The organism is Idiomarina baltica OS145 (assembly GCF_000152885.1).
GTDB lineage: Bacteria > Pseudomonadota > Gammaproteobacteria > Enterobacterales > Alteromonadaceae > Idiomarina > Idiomarina baltica.
Genome location: NZ_CH672406.1, coordinates 108,761 through 127,203, shown reverse-complemented (window position 1 = coordinate 127,203; position 18,443 = coordinate 108,761). Strand labels below are relative to the sequence as shown.

At 47.6% G+C, this 18,443-nt stretch carries 18 protein-coding genes; 6 read left to right on the top strand and 12 right to left on the bottom strand.

Annotation, left to right across the window (positions count from 1 at the left end; all coding sequences use genetic code 11):
* Nucleotides 1–116 precede the first annotated feature (116 nt).
* The gene (locus OS145_RS08115) at nt 117–1,367 is read left to right on the top strand and encodes a hypothetical protein (protein WP_006955874.1); all 1,251 of its coding nucleotides are present in this window, start codon (nt 117–119) and stop codon (nt 1,365–1,367) included.
* Between the two features lie 231 nt (nt 1,368–1,598).
* Here OS145_RS08115 and OS145_RS08110 read toward each other — a convergent pair whose 3' ends face one another.
* Nucleotides 1,599–2,048: a GNAT family N-acetyltransferase gene (locus tag OS145_RS08110; protein ID WP_006955873.1), complete on the bottom strand. Its 450-nt coding sequence runs from the start codon at nt 2,046–2,048 to the stop codon at nt 1,599–1,601.
* A gap of 288 nt (nt 2,049–2,336) precedes the next feature.
* On the opposite strand from OS145_RS08110, the gene OS145_RS08105 reads away from it, so the two are divergent.
* Together OS145_RS08105 and OS145_RS08100 are read left to right on the top strand one after the other, a co-directional pair.
* On the top strand, nt 2,337–2,606 hold the full coding sequence (locus OS145_RS08105) for a YrhK family protein (RefSeq protein WP_006955872.1): 270 nt from the start codon (nt 2,337–2,339) through the stop codon (nt 2,604–2,606).
* Between the two features lie 205 nt (nt 2,607–2,811).
* The gene (locus OS145_RS08100) at nt 2,812–5,163 is read left to right on the top strand and encodes a TonB-dependent receptor (protein WP_006955871.1); all 2,352 of its coding nucleotides are present in this window, start codon (nt 2,812–2,814) and stop codon (nt 5,161–5,163) included.
* Between the two features lie 65 nt (nt 5,164–5,228).
* Here OS145_RS08100 and OS145_RS08095 read toward each other — a convergent pair whose 3' ends face one another.
* The 6 genes from OS145_RS08095 to OS145_RS08070 all read right to left on the bottom strand — a co-directional run bounded on the left by OS145_RS08095 (nt 5,229) and on the right by OS145_RS08070 (nt 11,001).
* On the bottom strand, nt 5,229–6,923 hold the full coding sequence (locus OS145_RS08095; protein ID WP_006955870.1) for an alkaline phosphatase D family protein: 1,695 nt from the start codon (nt 6,921–6,923) through the stop codon (nt 5,229–5,231).
* 133 nt (nt 6,924–7,056) lie between these two features.
* Nucleotides 7,057–7,494 (bottom strand): hypothetical protein, encoded by a 438-nt coding sequence (locus OS145_RS08090; protein ID WP_006955869.1) that lies wholly within the window; start codon nt 7,492–7,494, stop codon nt 7,057–7,059.
* A gap of 119 nt (nt 7,495–7,613) precedes the next feature.
* Nucleotides 7,614–8,357 (bottom strand): HugZ family pyridoxamine 5'-phosphate oxidase, encoded by a 744-nt coding sequence (locus tag OS145_RS08085; RefSeq protein ID WP_006955868.1) that lies wholly within the window; start codon nt 8,355–8,357, stop codon nt 7,614–7,616.
* A gap of 23 nt (nt 8,358–8,380) precedes the next feature.
* Nucleotides 8,381–9,160 carry a heme ABC transporter ATP-binding protein gene (locus OS145_RS08080; RefSeq protein WP_006955867.1) on the bottom strand — a complete coding sequence of 260 codons (780 nt, stop codon included), beginning with the start codon at nt 9,158–9,160 and terminating at the stop codon, nt 8,381–8,383.
* The gene (locus OS145_RS08075; RefSeq protein WP_040488003.1) at nt 9,147–10,169 is read right to left on the bottom strand and encodes a FecCD family ABC transporter permease; all 1,023 of its coding nucleotides are present in this window, start codon (nt 10,167–10,169) and stop codon (nt 9,147–9,149) included. The genes OS145_RS08080 and OS145_RS08075 overlap by 14 nt, the downstream gene beginning before the upstream one ends.
* On the bottom strand, nt 10,159–11,001 hold the full coding sequence (locus OS145_RS08070) for a heme/hemin ABC transporter substrate-binding protein (RefSeq protein ID WP_006955865.1): 843 nt from the start codon (nt 10,999–11,001) through the stop codon (nt 10,159–10,161). The genes OS145_RS08075 and OS145_RS08070 overlap by 11 nt, the downstream gene beginning before the upstream one ends.
* 138 nt (nt 11,002–11,139) lie before the next feature.
* Between OS145_RS08070 and OS145_RS08065 the strand changes: the two genes are divergently transcribed.
* On the top strand, nt 11,140–13,275 hold the full coding sequence (locus OS145_RS08065) for a TonB-dependent receptor, heme/hemoglobin family (protein WP_006955864.1): 2,136 nt from the start codon (nt 11,140–11,142) through the stop codon (nt 13,273–13,275).
* Here OS145_RS08065 and arsB read toward each other — a convergent pair.
* From arsB to OS145_RS08050, 3 genes are read right to left on the bottom strand one after another with little or no spacing between them, the layout of a single operon-like run.
* Nucleotides 13,272–14,291: an ACR3 family arsenite efflux transporter gene (arsB, locus tag OS145_RS08060; RefSeq protein WP_006955863.1), complete on the bottom strand. Its 1,020-nt coding sequence runs from the start codon at nt 14,289–14,291 to the stop codon at nt 13,272–13,274. The genes OS145_RS08065 and arsB overlap by 4 nt on opposite strands.
* A gap of 15 nt (nt 14,292–14,306) precedes the next feature.
* On the bottom strand, nt 14,307–14,774 hold the full coding sequence (locus tag OS145_RS08055) for an arsenate reductase ArsC (protein ID WP_006955862.1): 468 nt from the start codon (nt 14,772–14,774) through the stop codon (nt 14,307–14,309).
* A 15-nt stretch (nt 14,775–14,789) separates the two neighbouring features.
* Nucleotides 14,790–15,122 carry a metalloregulator ArsR/SmtB family transcription factor gene (locus OS145_RS08050; protein ID WP_006955861.1) on the bottom strand — a complete coding sequence of 111 codons (333 nt, stop codon included), beginning with the start codon at nt 15,120–15,122 and terminating at the stop codon, nt 14,790–14,792.
* A 133-nt stretch (nt 15,123–15,255) separates the two neighbouring features.
* Between OS145_RS08050 and OS145_RS08045 the strand changes: the two genes are divergently transcribed.
* Nucleotides 15,256–15,882, top strand: a complete 627-nt coding sequence (locus OS145_RS08045; protein ID WP_006955860.1) for a thiol:disulfide interchange protein DsbA/DsbL — start codon at nt 15,256–15,258, stop codon at nt 15,880–15,882.
* 29 nt (nt 15,883–15,911) lie between these two features.
* Here OS145_RS08045 and OS145_RS08040 read toward each other — a convergent pair whose 3' ends face one another.
* A complete protein-coding gene (locus OS145_RS08040; protein WP_006955859.1) occupies nt 15,912–16,784 on the bottom strand; it encodes an MBL fold metallo-hydrolase in 873 nt (290 codons plus the stop codon).
* Between the two features lie 181 nt (nt 16,785–16,965).
* Between OS145_RS08040 and OS145_RS08035 the strand changes: the two genes are divergently transcribed.
* Nucleotides 16,966–17,475 (top strand): energy transducer TonB, encoded by a 510-nt coding sequence (locus OS145_RS08035; RefSeq protein WP_006955858.1) that lies wholly within the window; start codon nt 16,966–16,968, stop codon nt 17,473–17,475.
* Here OS145_RS08035 and OS145_RS08030 read toward each other — a convergent pair.
* On the bottom strand, nt 17,472–18,443 hold a 972-nt coding region (locus OS145_RS08030), incomplete at its 5' end, for a serine hydrolase domain-containing protein (protein ID WP_242603662.1). The two genes, OS145_RS08035 and OS145_RS08030, sit on opposite strands and share 4 nt — an antisense overlap.

The following is an 18,443-nucleotide window of genomic DNA, read 5'->3' as shown; positions in this document are numbered from 1 at the left end:
TTTTGCGTGTTTTGTTATTTTGGTGTTTATATAAGTTGTTTACGGTGATTCGTATTGAAAAAAATGAAGGTCACTCTAAGGTCACGCCAACAACAATAATTCAAGGAATATAATTTGTGAAAACGTTCAACTTGGTTGCGGTATTCATGATCACTTTATTCAGTGTGTTGCCGCTCTCTGCTGACGAGTTGTCTGCAGAAGAATATTTAAAGGAAATAAATAGGGCGTCTAGTCGAGTCTATGAACAAACCAATGGAAAAACCTTAAGTGCTAAAATCGAAATTTTGGAGGCACTTTTATTAGAGTATGAAGATAATCATCCTGTGCTCGATTTTCTGCTGCAAGAGCTTGGCACAGCATATTCATTTACGGGGCAACACCAGCAAGCCCTGTATGCCTTTGATCAACACGACCCTTACTCTGATCAGTTAAACACCGCGGTTAAAGCGTTGAAAACACAAGATGCTGTCAAAAACATTGCTGATACCGCTGGTAAGTATCAAATAGTGATGGTCAACGAAGCTCACCATGTACCGCAACACCGCATTCTCACCTACAGGTTACTGGAAAGTCTATGGAACCAAGGATTTCGCTATTTGGCTTTAGAGGCACTCTCGGCTAACGCTGAAAATAAGTTACCCCCTGAATACGTTAACGAGAAAGCAGGCTTTTACACAAATGAACCGCTTTTTTCCAATTTAGTGCTGCGAGCTCGTCAGTTGGGGTTTCAACTCGTATCCTATGATTACGGTTCTGAAGTCGGAGCGGGAACAGAGGCGCGGGAGCGAAGTGCTGTGAAGAATCTTCGCACAAAAGTATTTAACAGTGAGCCCGATGCCAAAATGCTCATTCATGTGGGATATAGTCACATTAATGAAAGCCGATGGCTCGCTCACTATTTGAAAGAGTCGCTAAAGACCGATCCACTGACCATCAATCAAACAGACTTCACCGAGCGAAGCGACGTAAAATACGAACCCAAAAGTTATACTTGGGTCATCGATAAACATGATTTCAGTAATCCCGTTGTGCTAACAAAAGGGAACGGTGAGTATTGGTCTCCAACGCCGGAAGAGTACGATGTTACCGTAATTTGGCCGCGTACTGAGTACCGCTTAAACCGTCCCCAATGGGCACGATTGGGTAAAGAATTAATGCCCGTTGACCCGTCGTGGTGCAAACAGTTTTTTCCATGCACAATTGAAGCGTACAAAGTCGGTAACTCCGACGAAGTCCCCTCCGATAGAATCGTCATTCACGACACTAGTGTACCGAGTGGCATTTTCATTTCGGAATCAACGCGAATACTTAAAGTTACTGATGCTCAGGGCAAACTTAAACATATTAAGGAGTTTAGAATTGATTAGACTTTAATATGAAACATGAGCAAGTGTACGGAGCGATATCGCCAAATCCCTAAAGCTGAGAGCAATACATACAAGCCGACACTATTCTTGTACTCGAGCGTTAACGTCCGCTCCTGAAATCAAGCAGTTTGTCCGTTATGAGCGATTACCAGACCATCACCACAGCGCTCGTGGTGGTCTTCTTAAGACAACGAGCAGACGTTCACCAATCGCTATAAGGTATAAAAACGTTTATTCTGCTATTTTATTTAAGTGCTTGATAAATTTGATTTTACTACTAGCAACACAACCATTATCTTCATAGCCCGATATGTAATAGCCATTTGAGATTAGCAATTGTAACATTGCTCGATATCGGTTCATCGACTTTACACTGATGGTACTATATCCATGATTAAGCGCCCATGATTCTTGCTTCTCGCGAAGCTTAGTGGCCACACCTTTTTTTCTGTAGTTTGGTATGACTCCGCCAAGCCAACTGTAAAATTCCGTATCCGAAATCTCATAACCTATTTTGTATGCTATTGGCTTTTCAGCGTGGCTAGCGACAAGAATTAAGTGCGCTTTTCCTGTTAATTTTGTACTTATTTTACTGGCTGTTGTCCTTCCATCGAACTCAGGGATTTGAACATTAACCTTTAAAACTTCCTCTATCGTTCCCGATCGGATATCTAACTTCATACATACTTACCTATTGAGGGACATAGATGCTCATTACTTATGACTTGATTGTAACACTACCTTTTTTAAGAATAAGATCTATTCATTCAGATAAAGAGTAATGAAGGTCAGTTGTACGTACATTTCTGCCGCTTAGATGCTAGCGTATGGACGGCTGCTCTTGGCACAAATCAGACCAAACCATACTTATCGATAATTCACCCCCCCCCAATCACTTGCGACAACAGCGATGCCCGTGGGATATTAACGAAACGCTTAAACGTAATTCCAATGACATACAGGAATACTATGACCCAAAACACGGAATTAGATCTCGACTTAGGAAAGCGGCATATCGTTATTCAACGCCGGTATGAAGCATTAGGCGCGCTAAACGACTTGCTCATCGCAGTCTGGTTTTTAATCGGTAGCTTCTTCTTTTTAAACGAGTCCTTAGTGGATAGTGGGACGTGGTTGTTTATCGTAGGCAGCGCTCAGTTGATCATTAAGCCGTTCATCAAACTAACCAGTTTAATTCACTCGGGTAGGGTGTTTAATAAGCAGCAACAGGGGCGTTAAGCCCCAACTTTTAATCTGCAGTTCCCCTCAGGAGTATGCCTTTTCGTCAGGCATAGTAGCTCAAGTATTATTTGAGACTTCTAAATCAGCTTATAAAGCTTGTCTCGTTGACACAATAATTTCAGCATTCTGTCATTTATCCGCACCTGAATTGTCATTAAAGCCACCTATCTTTTGCGCAGACTTTTCAAACGGATGATTGGATATGAAATACACTTTTACACGCAACGTGATTACGCGCGCATTGGTTTTGGCGTTACCCGTTTTGGCTTCGTTGCCGGCGCTGAGTTATGCCCAAGATGAACAACAAGACAATGCCCAAGATAAACTCGAACGAATTGAAGTGACTGCGCAAAAACGCACGCAATCGATAGTGGATGTGCCTGCGAGCATTTCAGCGTTTGATGGTAAGCGCTTAGAAGAGCTCGGTTTGAGTGAGTTGGATATGATCTCGGATCTCACGCCAGGTCTGGTGATTCAGGAGCAAAGTCCTAACAACCCGGGCTTTGTGATCCGTGGGATTACGTCGGATAGCGGCTCGTCACAAATTTCTCCGCGTGTTTCGATTTACTACAACGGTGTCGATGTGTCGCGTTCACGTGGCTCTTATTTTGAGCTGTTTGATATTGAGCGTGTAGAGGTGGTTAAAGGACCTCAGGCGACATTATTTGGTACCGCAGCAGCAGTGGGCGCTATTAGCGTAATTACTCGCAAGCCAGATGACTTTGATAATGCCGAATTGGCGTTAGGTGCGGGCAACTTGTCGCAGCGTCGTGCGGACGGTTTTATTAACTTGGCGGGCGAGGATCTGAAAGGGCGTCTAGCCTTCAGTTATCGTGAGCGTGATGGCTATATTGATAACATCGCGCCTGAGCAAGATGATATGAATGGTATTGAACGTACGGGTGCGCGCCTTTCGTTACGTTATACACCAAGCGATGCGGTTACTGCCGACTTTATCTATAGCTACGAAAAGAATGATGACACGGGGACTGCGTTTAAAAACGGCATATACGCACCAACCGGTGGTGATACCAGCCCTTATAGTTTTGTTGAAATGACCGGCTCACCCTACTCGGAAGAAGTACTTGGTGCGCCTAAGTTGGGTCTTGATCGCACGATTGATGACTTCAACTTAACGGTTGACTGGCGTCTAAATGATACCACCACTTTGACATCGGTCACGGGTTATCGCGAATTTGATTCGTTAGAGATTTTTGATGCGGATGGCACCCAGGCGTGGTTCTTGGAGTTTGCTGAAGATGCGCAAGGCGAGCAGTGGAGCCAAGAATTACGCTTTAGCCATACATTAGATAACGCGTTTATTCTTTGGGGCGCTAACTATTTTAGCGAAGAAGGCTCTCAACGTGTGCCATTTAGCACCGAGGAATCAATCTACTTTAACTGTGTGGGTGCGTTAGGTACTGGATTGCCGTGTGTTAACGAAGACGGCAGCGTCAATTTGCTTACGCCTGTATTAACGGGTGGAGCACTCAATGAAATTGCGTACCAAGGCAGCTACACCAATATGGGTGATAATCGTTCTTGGTCGGCTTTCTTTGATATAACTTATGATATCAGCGAAGAACTCACTGTTTCCGGTGGTCTGCGATATATTGACGAGTCACGCGAAAGCGGCTTTGCGGCCATCATGCCTAATAGCCAATTACTGACTTTATTGGGACAGCCTACGCAACCCTTGCTACCGACGGTTTCTACAGGAGGCGCGGTATTGAGTGACTCCGGTGATGACAGTGCATTACTCCCGCGAATCAATGTGTTGTACGCACTCAATAAGGATACCAATTGGTTCGCGACCCTATCTAAAGGCCAACGTTCGTTTGTCGTGGATGTAAGTTCAACACTTAACGAGCAGGGCGAGGTGGTTGCCGATTCGTCCGAGATCCCCGCTGAGACGATTTGGAACTACGAGACGGGTATCAAAGGTAACTGGGCCGATGCAGTTAACTACAGCGCTTCGATCTTTTATCAGGACTATTCAGATTTTCAGGTGACGTTGCAAGATGATGCCGGTAACTTTTATACCGATAATGCAGGTGATGCGACTAACTGGGGTGTTGAAACTGAATTTACCGCGTACCTCTCTAATCAGTTAGAGCTCTTTGGTCATGTTGCCTATTTGGACGCTCAGATTGACGATGATGCGAATAACGGACAGTTGGCGGGCAACCGATTTAGGTTACAGCCGGAGTGGACATCCAGCTTAGGTCTGATGAACGATATGACGGTCAGTGATGGTTTGATGTTGCGTAGCTCTTTAGTTGCGACTTACCGCTCTGAGATTTTCTTTGAGCCTGCGAACGCGCCGATTGCTGGTATTCCAATTAAGGAAGACGCCGTCACGTTGTTAAATGGCAGCGTCGGTTTGTATGACGAGCAGGCGGGCTGGAGCTTAGTGCTGAAGGGTAGTAATTTACTCGATAAAGACTATCTTGTTGATGCCGGCAACACGGGCGGAAGCTTTGGTAACCCGACGTTTATTGCCGGACCCAGCCGCTTAGTTTACCTCGAGTTTCGTCAGCGCTTAGAATGGTAAGCATGACAAACAAAAAAGCCGGTGCGTGTATGGAAGCGCGTACCGGCTTTTTTTGAGCTGTGTGACTAACCGCGGAATTGTGCTCGGTGTGTCCCGCTCAGCTGATAATCTTTTGATTTGATGGTATCAACGAATCGCCACTCGTTATCAATGGCATCTTTACTGATCTGGGTGACCATATAACCACGTTCGTGCAAGTTGGTGTATTGCAGATCTTTGATAACAGTCGGTAATGCCTGCGCTAGTTTTTTTGCGGTGGCATCATCAAGGCCGAGATAGGTTTCCATTCCGGGCGATGACACTGAACTGGTACCAAACTCCACACCGATCTGCTCACCGGTATGCGTGGTGAGATGGTTGTGCCAGGCATTATGCGTATCGCCGGCTAAGACGACGATCTTTTTGCCCATTTGTTTTACCTGCTGAAACAAAACTTCACGCTCCATTGCATAGCCATCCCATGCATCGAGGTTATATGGCGTGACGGTATCAATGTAGCGTTGCTGTTGCTCAGTGAGTTGTTGGCCGTTGGCACGCGCTTGCTTGAGCTGGGCGGCTTTTAGCAGTTTATTGGCGATGGTGGAGCGATCTTTAGAGCCAATAATGGCGGCAGGGAAGTTCATGCGAGCCATCAACAGTTGCTGCCCGAGGATCTGCCAACGCGCATTTGACTGAGCCAATTGATTGACCAACCATTGCAGTTGTTTTTTACCTAAGATACTGCGATCGCTTTGCATGGCCGCCTGAAAACCTTGGCTATCAAACTCGCCGGTACTGGCATCGGTAAAGTCAGCGTACGCTAATTGTTTATCGCGACCAATAATGCGGGTGTCTAGCATGATCAGGTTGGCGAGATCACCTAGCTCAAACGAACGGTAAATTTGTAGGCTAGCATCACCTTGTGGCGGGCGAATCGGCATCCACTCATAATAGGCTTGAATGGCTGCGGCACGGCGTTGGTAAAAATCACCCTCAGTGTCGGGTTGATGATTTTGTGCACCGTCTTTGTATGTATCGTTGGCGATCTCGTGATCATCCCACACCACAATAAAGGATTTGGTGGCATGCAGCGCCTTTAATCCTTCGTCTGTTCGGTACAGCGCGTAACGTCGGCGATAATCATCAAGCGAGACGATCTCTTTGTTGTTATTATCCGGGAAGGTGCGACCAATGCGTTCGGCATCGTCGTAGCCATAACCACCGGCGCCGTATTCATAGATGTAGTCGCCTAAATGCAACACAAAATCGATAGTGTCATCTTGGCTTGCGTGATGGTAGGGGTTAAAGAAACCCGCCGGATAGTTCGAGCAAGAAAATACCCCTAAACGAATAGAGTCAATGCCTTGTTGAGGTAACGTGGCACCTTCGCCGATGGGTGAGTATTGGTCATGCCCAACAAAGCGATAATAAAGCGACATGCCAGCGGGTAACTGTTGCACATCCACTTTAACGGTATAGTCGCGGCGAGCAGAGGTCGTTGCGGTACCACTGCGAATAATGTCGCTAAAACTCGGATCACGCGCCACTTCCCAACCTAGGGTAATAACGGGCTTAGCGTTATTTTTAGGTACTGCACGGGTCCATAGCATCAGCGCGTTTGTAGTCGGGTCACCACTCGCCACACCGTGGGTGAAGTCAACGGTGTCCGCGTTATCGGCACGCACCAGCGATGAACAGCCACCTAAAGCGGTGGATACGGTTACGGCGGCTCCTGCCGAGGCGACTACTTTCAAAAAATGTCGACGGTTGATATCAAGCATTGCAAAGGCTCCCTTTTTTCTGCGTGATAGCAGATTAGCGAGCCAGTGTGACAATGCGGTGACAGATTAACGAAGCGTAACTATTATTAAAAGGACGCCGCACAAGCGAATACTACGGATACTCACTTAGGCGTTATGCTCGCTTTTTGCTGTGTTTTGCTTTATCACTGACAAACCCTGCGACAAGGATAAGTAAAACACCGGCTGCGATCACATACCAGCCCCATTGCAGCTCAATGGTATTGAGGATCGTATCAATTGAGCCCTCGAACTCGTAGTTAACCGATTCGGTTCTAATGCTTGCTTTCATATCGCGTACTTGCAGGTACATATCAATAAAACTGTAGCCTGCAAACACTAAGCTCATAGCACCTGCTGCTACAAGTCCCTTGCTGTTGCGGGCAAAGGCAAAGTACATGGCAAACACCGAGGCCGAGAGGACGATGATGCGATCAAACCGACCGTTTTGAAAATACGTAATATCGTCGATAGTTGGCATGCTGAATACAGGTAAAAACATACCCACAAACAAAAGTGCCGCACCGAGCATACCCATTATTCGTTTGTCCACGACTCAAATCCTTGTGTTAACTCTTGGCTGTAAAGCGGAAAAGTTTAAAAAGACTAACACAAAGAGGCGCTTTGATCTTGCAAACATCAGTGCGTGCGCCGCAGCGCACGCTTTACGTATCATGCGGCGCGCGCTTGATGGGTCATTTTAACGAGTTGCTGGCGCACTTGTTGGCCATTAGTCGCAATCGCTTCAAACGGTATGAAAAAGGAGCGCTCATCGTAACTGAGGTGAAAGCCGTCTGGGTAAACACTGCGCATAGTGACACTGCCCGCTTCGAACGTATTGTCCTTCACATCTGAGTGTCGGTTTAATTGCTGTTGCAAGATAAGTGCACAGGCATCGGCATGATCCTCATTCATGTGTGTGATCATGCCAAGTGCCGCTTTATAATCCCACTCGGGCGCGGATACTAACCACTCTTTCGGCTCCAGCCAAAATATCTCACCAAAGCCGCCAATAAAGCGAATATGCTCTACGTTGAGCTGCCAAAATTTAAAATCATGTGCTTTTTTGTAGCCTTCGGCACTTGGAAAGCGTTGGTAGTAGCGTTCGGCCAAGTCATTGTTGTCAATCACTTGGGCATGACCACTGAGCGTGAGTCGCCCTTGGGTATTTTGATCACCTTTATCGGTGCTGTCGTAAAGTGTGACGCTCAAACGATTGTCTTGACTAAGGTTGCGCGCATGTTGGGCAATGTCAGAGACATAAAACACGATATGCCCCTCATCGGTCAGCATCACCGGCGATACTGAACCAAACGGCATGCCACCGAGTTTCTTTGATAAAGTCGACAACACAGCGGTGCTATTGCGTTGTGCAAGCGCACGTGCTTGCTGCGCGGCTTGTTGACGTTCGTTCATTTTTAACCTCTTAAAGTTCGTTGTTATAGGTGTCTGGGTTCGGTAAAAATCATGGGTTTGCGAATACTCGGGTGCTCACTGATGTAGACCGGACTGCGATAAGTTTGTTCAAGTATTTCGGTACGAAACACCGCCTCGGGTTTGGCAAAATGCTTAAGTTCGCCGTCGGCGAGCAGCAAAATATTGTCCGCATAGAGCGAAGCTAAGTTCAGATCGTGCATCACTGCGACAACTAAATTACCTTGCTGAGTAAAACGACGCAGTTCTGCGAGCACAGAATGTTGGTGATACACATCAAGCGCAGAAGTCGGTTCATCGAGCAGCAGCATTTGCTCGCCGGGCACCGTGACATCGAGCTGACACAAGCAACGCGCGATATGTGCTCGTTGCTGTTCACCGCCAGACAAGGTATCCATGGTGCGCTCGGCAAACTTTGCGGCATCCAGTCGTTCGAGCCAGTTCAGTGCGCGTTGGTGTGCTGCATAATCAGGCTCATGAGACCAAAATCGCCCCATACCGACCAGCTCCGCTACTGTGAGGCCAAACGGCGCACTGAGTTTTTGCTCCATCACCGCGCGAACGGGTGCGAGTTGGGCCGGTATCCAGCTTGTGAGTTCGCGGCCGTTGAGCTGAATACTGCCGTGGTAATCGAGTTCGCCTGCCAACGTATTGAGTAGAGTGGATTTACCTGCGCCATTTTCACCAATCACAGCAACAAATTCGCCGGCTTCAAGGGATAGGTCGAACGCGCCCAATAGCCGTTTATGACTATAGTTAACATGAGTGATTTTAATATCCAGCATGAAGCCTCCGTTTTTGTTGGATGAGCAGATAGATGAAGAAAGGAGCGCCCACTGCGGCGGTGATTATCCCGATGGGTAATTCAGCTGGCGCAACGATGGTTTTAGCGATCCAGTCGGTGAGTACCAAAACTGCGGCACCAAACAACATGGATACAGGCATCAGCCAACGAATATTAGCGCCCACCAGCATGCGAGCAATGTGGGGTATAATTAAACCGACAAAGCCGATCATACCGGTCAATGCGACTGCGCCGCCCACACCTAATGCCACCCAAATAATCAATTGCCGCTTAAGTGACACGGTGTTTACTCCTAAGTAACGTGCTTGGCGTTCACCCAGTAGTAGCGTGTTAATCGGCTTGCGCAACATAAATAGTGCGATTGAGCTGACACCCATGAGCACCACGCCTAAGGGTAACTGCTGCCAACTGGCACCCGCGAGTGAACCCATTTGCCAAAAACTCATTAGTCGCAGTGCATCGTCATCGGCGTAATAACTCAGTAAGCCGAGTAATGAGCCGGCTAGCGCGTTAATTGCCACACCGGCAAGTAACAACGTGGCGACGTCGACGCCTGTTTTACCGCCAGCTAAGCGATAGACAACAAAGGTGGTGACTAGGGCGCCCAGAAAGGCGGCCAAAGAGACCCAAACACTGCCTTGTAAACCGATTTGTTCACCCAATGCGATCACTGCGAGGGCAAATACTGCGGCGCCGCCAGAGATACCGATGAGGCCCGGATCAGCCAGTGGATTGCGACACAAGGTTTGCATGGCTGTGCCGCTTTGCGCCAATACCGCGCCCACCAAGAGCCCCAAAACCAAACGCGGTAAACGCAATTGTGTGACGACAGTTTGTTCGAGTTCACTCATGGGCGTGCCGAAGCCGGGCAACCACATCAGCGGTAGCCGCCAATCACTCAGCACCGGGCCGCTCGATAACAGCAGCCAGCTACTTGCCAGGATCCCGAGGGTGCCGGCAATTAGCCAGCGGCGTCGCTCAAAGGTCATTAACATACGCTAAAAGCGCCTCATGTGCTTCGGCAATGCGGGTGGTCATTCCCAGTGCGAGTAACGAGTCCATCACCAATAGCTGGCAGGATTGCCCCGCGTTTAATAACTGTAAGGTTGCGTTTTGGCAGAATTGCTCGCGTCCCCCAGCGGCATCGACCACGTGCGAGGGCGCGACGATAAAGTCAGGCTGGTTTACCAATAAATGCTCGCGCGACACGGTTTTGAAGCCTTTGTGGTCTACCACATTGGTAATGTCCGACTGGCTGAATAGTAAATCGGGGACGCTGTCGTGACCCGCCGCGACAACACCGCGTTCGGATACTTGCAAGACAAAAAGGCCACTGAGTGGTTGCGCACGCGAAACGGGATGAAACTTGTCTTTAATGCTGTTAATTACGGGCTCAGCGCGATCCGGTGTACCAAGTTGGTCGGCGACTTGTTCAATCAGAGCATACAGTTCAGATAGCGTTGTGGGCTTATCGAATTCTGTAACAGGTACACCGGCCGTTTCGATTTGTGCTAATGCGCGTTCACTGCCAGCGCCTTCGAGTACCCATACTTGCTTCGGATTAAAGCTAAGCACGCCCTCTGCGGACAGGTTGCGGTAATAACCAACTTTAGGGAGCTTATGCACAGCACTGGGCGAGGTGCTTGAAGTATCCACACCAATCACTTTGTCGCCACCCCCGACGGCAAATACGATGTCGGTTAACGTGCCACCTGCGGTAATTATTCCTCCTTGAGGTGAGTTTTGCGCGTGAGTGAGCAAGGGCAGGGCTGCTGCCAATATAAGCAACGAGTGTTTCAATATTCTGTAAAGCCGCGTCATAGGAGCCTCTTATCGTTCTGATTTGCGATTGCGTAAAATAAAATAGTAAGTTTTAGTTGCAAATGCAAATAGTTTTCGTTTAGATCTATTGCGTTTTCACGATGCCTGTTTTGTCATTCAAAGAAATTGGAGAAGCTTGTGAACGTTTGGATTAAGAAAACCGATGCTTTTAAACCTTCGCTATTGGCCGCTGCCATCGCGACAACTATGACCAGCGGTGTGTATGCCGCAGAGGTGAATTTACCTGCAGCCGACCAGAGCGTTGATGAGATTTTAGTGGTCACAGGTTCGCGTACTGAGGAGAAGCTCGAGGATGTCGCGGGCGCAGTAAGCGTTATTTCGGCAGACGATATTGATATGCAAGTGAGTAATGGTCTCGCGGATGTTTTCCGCTATGACCCGAGTATTCAGTCGACGGGAACCCAAGGGCAGGCACAAACCTTATCGATTCGAGGAATCGGTGGTAATCGGGTGGAGTACATTAAAGACGGTCGTCGACTTAACGATGCCTACGCAGGTGGAGGCGGTTATTTGGTGGGGCGCGGTTACTTAGATGTGGCCCAGGTACAGCAAATTGAAGTAGCGAAAGCGGCCGCATCACCACTTTACGGTTCGGATGGCTTAGGTGGCGTGATTGTAATATCAACGCCCGATCCGAGTGATGTGTTAAACGGCAATGACAAAGCAGCGCGCTTGAGTTTTGGCTTTGATGGTCTCACTGATGAGACAAAGCTCGGCTTTAGTGGAGCGCGGCAGTTTGATGGCTCGAGTGCGATGATTCAGGTGTCCGCGCGACAAGGTCAGGAGACACAGAACTATGAGGAATCTTTGCCCGGTTATGATTACGACAGCCAGAGTGTGTTAGCTAAATGGGCACTTGATATCGGTGATGATGAACTGAAGTTTACGTTGGACCACTTTCAGCAAAACACTCAACAGTTTATTGCGGAAACTAATCAAACCGACGACGACAATCGTCAAACGGCGCTTTCGGTGGGCTATCAGCGTAATCAGCCCAACGCATTCGCCGACTCGCAGCATTGGCAGTTGTATTTGACGGATTATGAGCAAGGCAGCGACCAGGTCAGCGCGGGAGCAAGCCAAGCGGGCGCGTATACCGATTACAATGACTATGGTTTTGAACAACGGATCATGGGTGCGCGTTGGCAAGCACAAAAGCAACTTGATGCCGCCTCAACACGTCATGATCTCGTGTATGGCTTTGATGCTGATTACTACGACACCGAGCGACCGCGATTCAAGACACGTATCGCGAGCGATGGCACAGTAATGCAAGATAATGAGCCGCAGAAAGCCTTCCCCGGCGCCGAAACATGGCTAACAGGTGTGTTTTTGCAGGATAACATCACGTTTAAAGAGACCGCTTTTAAACTGATTGTTGGTGCGCGAGTTGACCACTATGAGATGAGTCCAAATGAGAACACGCTGTACGATATGTCTGAGCTTGCAGATATCAACGAGACGGCATTTTCACCTAAGGTAGCGGGTGTGTATACCTTTGAGTCGGGCATACGCGGCTATCTGCAATACGCCGAGGGCTTTAAGATCCCCCCGCATGACCAAGCCTATCAGAGCCATGGCATTGAGCCGTTTTATGCCATCTTGCCTAACCCCGACTTACAGCCAGAAAGCAGTCGCGCCGTAGAAGCGGGATTAAAGTTCAGTAATGACACCACGCGATGGAACCTAGCCGCGTTTTACAGTCGCTTTGATGATTTTATCGAGACTGCGGTTGTAGGCACGAGCCCCACTTATATTCCAGGCGTTGATCGGGTTGAATATCAGTATGTGAATCAAGATGAAGTGACAATCAAGGGAGCTGAAGCGAGTGTGACGCATTGGCTCACTGACTTCATGCGTGTCGATACATCCGCTGCCTACGTAACGGGTGAGAACGATGCGACGGGCGAGGCGTTGACCTCATTATCGCCGCTTTCGGGGAATTTTTCGCTCGGTTACTTTGCTGATAACTGGCATATCCGAGGTATTGTTAATGCGGTTGCTGCCATGGATGATGTACCGAGTGCGTCGGCCGAGTCGGGACCTTATATCGAAACGGCAGGCTATACCACTGTGGATGTTTTGGCGGGTGTGCGCTTGGGCGATTGGCAGGTGAACTTGGCGGCACTCAATGTAACCGATAAGTATTATGTGCCTTACCAACGTGTCGCAGGACTGTCAGCAGATGCGCCGACCGAGCAGTACAGCCAGCCCGGTCGGTCATTTGCGATACAGGCATCGTATCGTTTTTAGTCGTTAAACCAATGCCGCGTGCGGTTAGCAAACCACACCAATGAGAGCATGACAGGTACTTCGACTAATACGCCCACAACGGTAGCGAGTGCCGCACCTGAGTGCAGGCCGAACAATGAGATGGCAACCGCCACTGCGAGTTCGAAAAAGTTTGAAGTGCCTATCATGCAGGCGGGCGCAGCCACGTTATGCGGCAACTTCATTTTCTTCGCTAAGAAATACGCCACTGCGAAAATACCGTAGGTTTGAATCAGTAGCGGAATCGCTATGAGTACAATCGCCTGCGGTTTTTCGATAATGGTTTCGGATTGAAAACCAAACAGTAGGACAACCGTCGCGAGCAGACCCACGATCGACCACGGCTTCATAGTCGCGAGAAAGTTGTTCAGGCGTGTGTGGTCGTTGGCTTTATCCAGCTTCTGGCGTGTTAATGCGCCAACAATGAGTGGTATCAACACATACAGTACAACGCTCAGCAACAAGGTATCCCACGGCACTGTGATATCCGTTACGCCCAAAAGTAAGCCGGCGATAGGTGCGAATGCAAATATCATGATGACGTCGTTAATAGAAACCTGCACTAAGGTGTAGTTCGCGTCACCCTTTGTCAGTTGACTCCAAATGAACACCATCGCGGTACAGGGTGCAACACCCAGTAGGATCATACCGGCGATATACTCGGATGCGGTTTGCGGGTCGACCCAGTCGGCAAACAACCCTTTAAAGAACAGCCACCCCAGTAGTGCCATGGTAAACGGCTTGATCAGCCAGTTGATGACCAAGGTTAATACCAAGCCTTTTGGTTTTTTACCGACATCTTTAATGGATGAGAAGTCGACCTGTACCATGATCGGGTAAATCATGAGCCAGATGAGCACTGCGATAACTAAGTTAACGTGGGCATACTCAAGCTCTGATACAACGGTAAAAACCCCTGGGACTGCAATACCCAGGGCGATACCTGCGATGATGGCAAGTGCCACCCAAACAGACAAATAACGTTCAAATAAACCCATGAATATTCCTATTTTTTAATTAATCAACTCACTTAAAGCATGTTTTAACTGGCTTTGAGATAAAGCTTGTTCAGCTATCCCTTGCAAATGACTGACGCGGTGTTTGATTTCTTTGATACACTCGCGGAAAGCGGCGGCAATCTCTTCTTCGGTGCCTTCAAGCTTTGAAGGGTCGGCAAGTCCCCAATGCATTTTAATTGATTGTCCGAACCAAACCGGGCAAGCCTCGCCTGCCGCCGAGTCACAGACGGTAATGACGACGTCGGGTTTGAAGTATTCGAAGTCATCCCAAGACTGGCTTTGCAGCCCTTCGGTCGATATACCGGCTTCGTTCAAATAACGCAGTGAGAGAGGGTGTACCTCGCCTGCAGGTTGGCTCCCAGCGCTTTTTGCCTGAATATGATCGCTGGCAAAGTGGTTGGTGATCGCTTCTGATAAAATGCTACGACAGCGATTATGGGTACAGATGTAGAGTATTTTCACAAGAAACCTTTTTAGTTAGCAGCTAGCGCCTCGGGCTTTCGCCTGTTTAAGCTTTTCGAGGGCCGCGGAAAAGTAGTCTAAATTATTGCGTGCAGCCTGCGTAATGATGTCTTTTGCCCACGTGGGTAGGTGAGGGTGCAGTTGGTAATACACCCACTTACCACGGCGTTCACCCAGCACGATATTGCACTTACGCAGTTCAGCGAGGTGGCGCGAGACCTTCGGCTGGTCAAGCTCCAGCGCGTCCATAAGATCGCAGACGCAAGCTTCCTCAAGCGTGCTTACAATCAGCACGGACTTTAAACGGGTATCATCCGCTAGACATTTAAAAAGCTGTAATGGGGTCATCGTGTCCGTTCCTATTTCATATATATGGTAAATCATATATATGAAAAAACACATGTCAAATGATTTAGGATTGCGGTGGACAGAGGGTATGACAACAATTAATGTAAATAAAAATAACAATCTAAGGTGATTAATGAGATATTTTATTCAAGCGACCCTGGTGTCGATTATGGTGTTTTTGTGCGCTCCAGCCGCGAGTCAAACGTTTAAAGAAGGTGTTCATTACGATGTTATTGACGGTGTCGACCAGGCAAATGACGATGGTCTAGTCGAATTCTATTCGTTGTACTGCTCGTACTGTTATCGCTACGAACCCATTGCAGACGCCATGAAAACAGCTTTTGCCGATCAGTTTAGCAAGGTCCATGTCGCATCAGTTGCACCGAGTCCCGAGGCGGGGAGTACAATTACTCGCGCGTATATTCTTGCGCAAAAAATGGATATTGCAGAGAAAATAAATCGTGTGATGTTCGATTACAATTTTAAAAAGGGTCACTTATTACGAGAGCCAGAGGATATTCGTAACGTATTTATTGTAAACGGTATCGACGGTCAGACTTTTGATAAGGGTATCGCGAGCTTCGCTGTAACAGCGCGGTTTAATCAGTGGCAACGTCTGATAGATAAGCTGGGCGTGAGAGCAACACCGACTTTTGTCGTGAATGGAAAGTACCGAATTAATCCGACCAGCTTACGTGATAGTGATGACCTCACTGCAAGCTTGATAAACTTGGCAGGTTATTTATTAGAGAAGGAATAAATCAAGCGTCGCGCCAAAGGCGCGACCTACTAAAACAGGTTGAGGGGGAGTTTGAGATAGCGTTGGCCGTTGTTTTCTGGTTGTGGGAGGTGGCCGGCGCGCATGTTGATTTGCACTGATGGCAAAATTAAACGCGGCATATTGAGTGTCGCGTCGCGTTCGGTGCGCATTTTTACAAACTCGTCCTCGGTTGTGCCGCCGCCTACATGTACGTTGTTTTGTTTTTCTTCCGCAACCGTTGTTTCAAATGCGTACTCATCGCGATCGGGCGCTTTATAATCGTGACACATAAATAGCCGTGTTTGGTCGGGAAGTGCAAAGACCTTTTGAATCGAGCGATACAAGGTGCGGGCGTCACCTCCTGGGAAGTCACACCGCGCTGTACCATAGTCGGGCATAAATAGCGTGTCACCGACAAACGCTGCATCACCAATTACGTAGGTTAAACAAGCCGGTGTGTGACCTGGTGTGTGTAATACCTGTGCTTGTAGCTCGCCTATGCTGAACGTGTCGCCATCGGCAAACAGGTGATCAAATTGGCTGCCATCGCGCTGAAACTCAGTGCCCTCATTAAATGCTTTTCCGAAGGTCTCCTGTACGGTTTTAATATGCTCGCCAATGCCCAGTTGGGCGCCAGTATGCTCTTTTAAAAAGGGCGCGGCAGATAAGTGATCAGCGTGGACATGGGTTTCTAATATCCAATCAACGGTGAGGTGATTATCCTTGATGAACTTTAAGATACGTTCAGCAGACTCGGTGCTTGTACGACCTGCGGCATAATCAAAATCCAGCACCGAATCGACTATTGCACAGTGCGATGAATTGGGATCTTTTACCACATAACTATAGGTATTTGTCGGCTCATCAAAAAAGTGAGTCACAACGGGCTTGAGCGCTGACATGATGTTACCTCTTAATAAAAAATTGCTTAAATATACTCACTAATAATAAGTATATAACCATATCGTAGTTTAGGTTTCAATCTGTGAAAAGCCAGCAGACATTTTATGTTAATTTTTAGTAACAGTCTGATATGATTTATGATAAAAATAGCTAATCTGGTCAATTTACGAGGATATAAAAATGAAAAAGTTGGCATTTGGGCTCTCGGGAGCAATTTGTTTACTCGGGCTAATTGGATGTGAAAGTATGGGGCGGGACTTACCTGAAGAGCCTGAATATGCTTTGGACTTAACCAAAGAAAAAGATGGTCAGGCTTATACCGACTATTGGGTCGTTGAGGAGCAAGAAAAAACACTAAAGTTGTCTGATCAATACTCACGCTCACTTGCACGCAACAACCAAAATGGATGTGCCTCAATTATCTATACAATAAATAGCGAGGGACGCGTCGCAAGCCATAAAGTTGAATATGCATACCCGAACGAAACGGCTGCCAAAGCACTTATCGTGAGCTTAGATTACCTTCGCTTTAAACCGACTGAACAAAATGTCGAACGTACCCCTGTTACGACCCGAATTTTTTCGGTATTTAAGGTGGGTAAAAATGAAGGTTCGGAAGAATTTAAAGCCGCTTGTGACGTCGATGCCAATACGATTGATAAGTTTGCGAAACAAAAAGAAGCCAGTTAAGGCTTCTTTTTAAGGATATCCACAATACGGTTTATGTATATTTCCGAGAGGTTCCATTCGTATCCGTCAAAATCGGTTGTGTTTACGAACTGAACAACGACCGTATCGATGTCTGGGTGATACTCGGCTAAGCTCTGATAGCCGGGTATCAAGCCTCCGTGTTCGAACTTGTAAACCGATGAATAAATCGCTTGTTCGCCGGGTGCAAATGCAGAGCCGTCGTTAAGTGCTCGAATGAATCGCCCAACATCGGTAATACTGGCAATCATCGAACCATAGTCATTTTCTTTTATATTAGGTTGTACACCGACGTAGTAACCACCCATGAGATCCTTGATATTAATTGCGTCGAGCGAGAAGTAAGTATTCTGAAGTGCTAATGGTTGTAAAATGCGATCGGTAATGTACTGTTGATACGAATAACCCACAGTATGGTTAATAATTTGGGTAAGTAGTAAATAGTTTGTATTGCAATATGCATAATCGGAATCGGGTGCAAAATCAGCGGGCTCATCCATAATAAGTGCGAGTTTTTCCGACGCTGTTGCGGGTGGATTTGACCAGTAGTTGGGCGTATCTGTGAAGTTAGGAAGTCCACTCCGATGTTGTAAAAGCATTCGCAACGTAATTTCATTAGCGTTTGGAAGGTGTTGACTGACTTTAGGTAACAGCTGGCTAAGCGAGTCATTTAGGGATAGCTGACCGTCGTTGATGAGCTTTGTTGTTGCTAGCGCTACATAAAGCTTACTGATACTCGCGATCTTAAATAACGCATTAGGTTCAGCAGGCAACTGCTTGGCTCTATCGTGCCACCCCGCGGTGAATATCGTTGCCGGTTGTTGTCCTTGCTGAACGTAAACAATCATTCCGTCAAAATGGTCTTGCGTCGCTTCATCTATTTGTTGCTGAATAGTGTTGGGGAGTGGCGCAAGCCAAGTGCTAACAAGTGGCCAAGGTACGAAAAACAG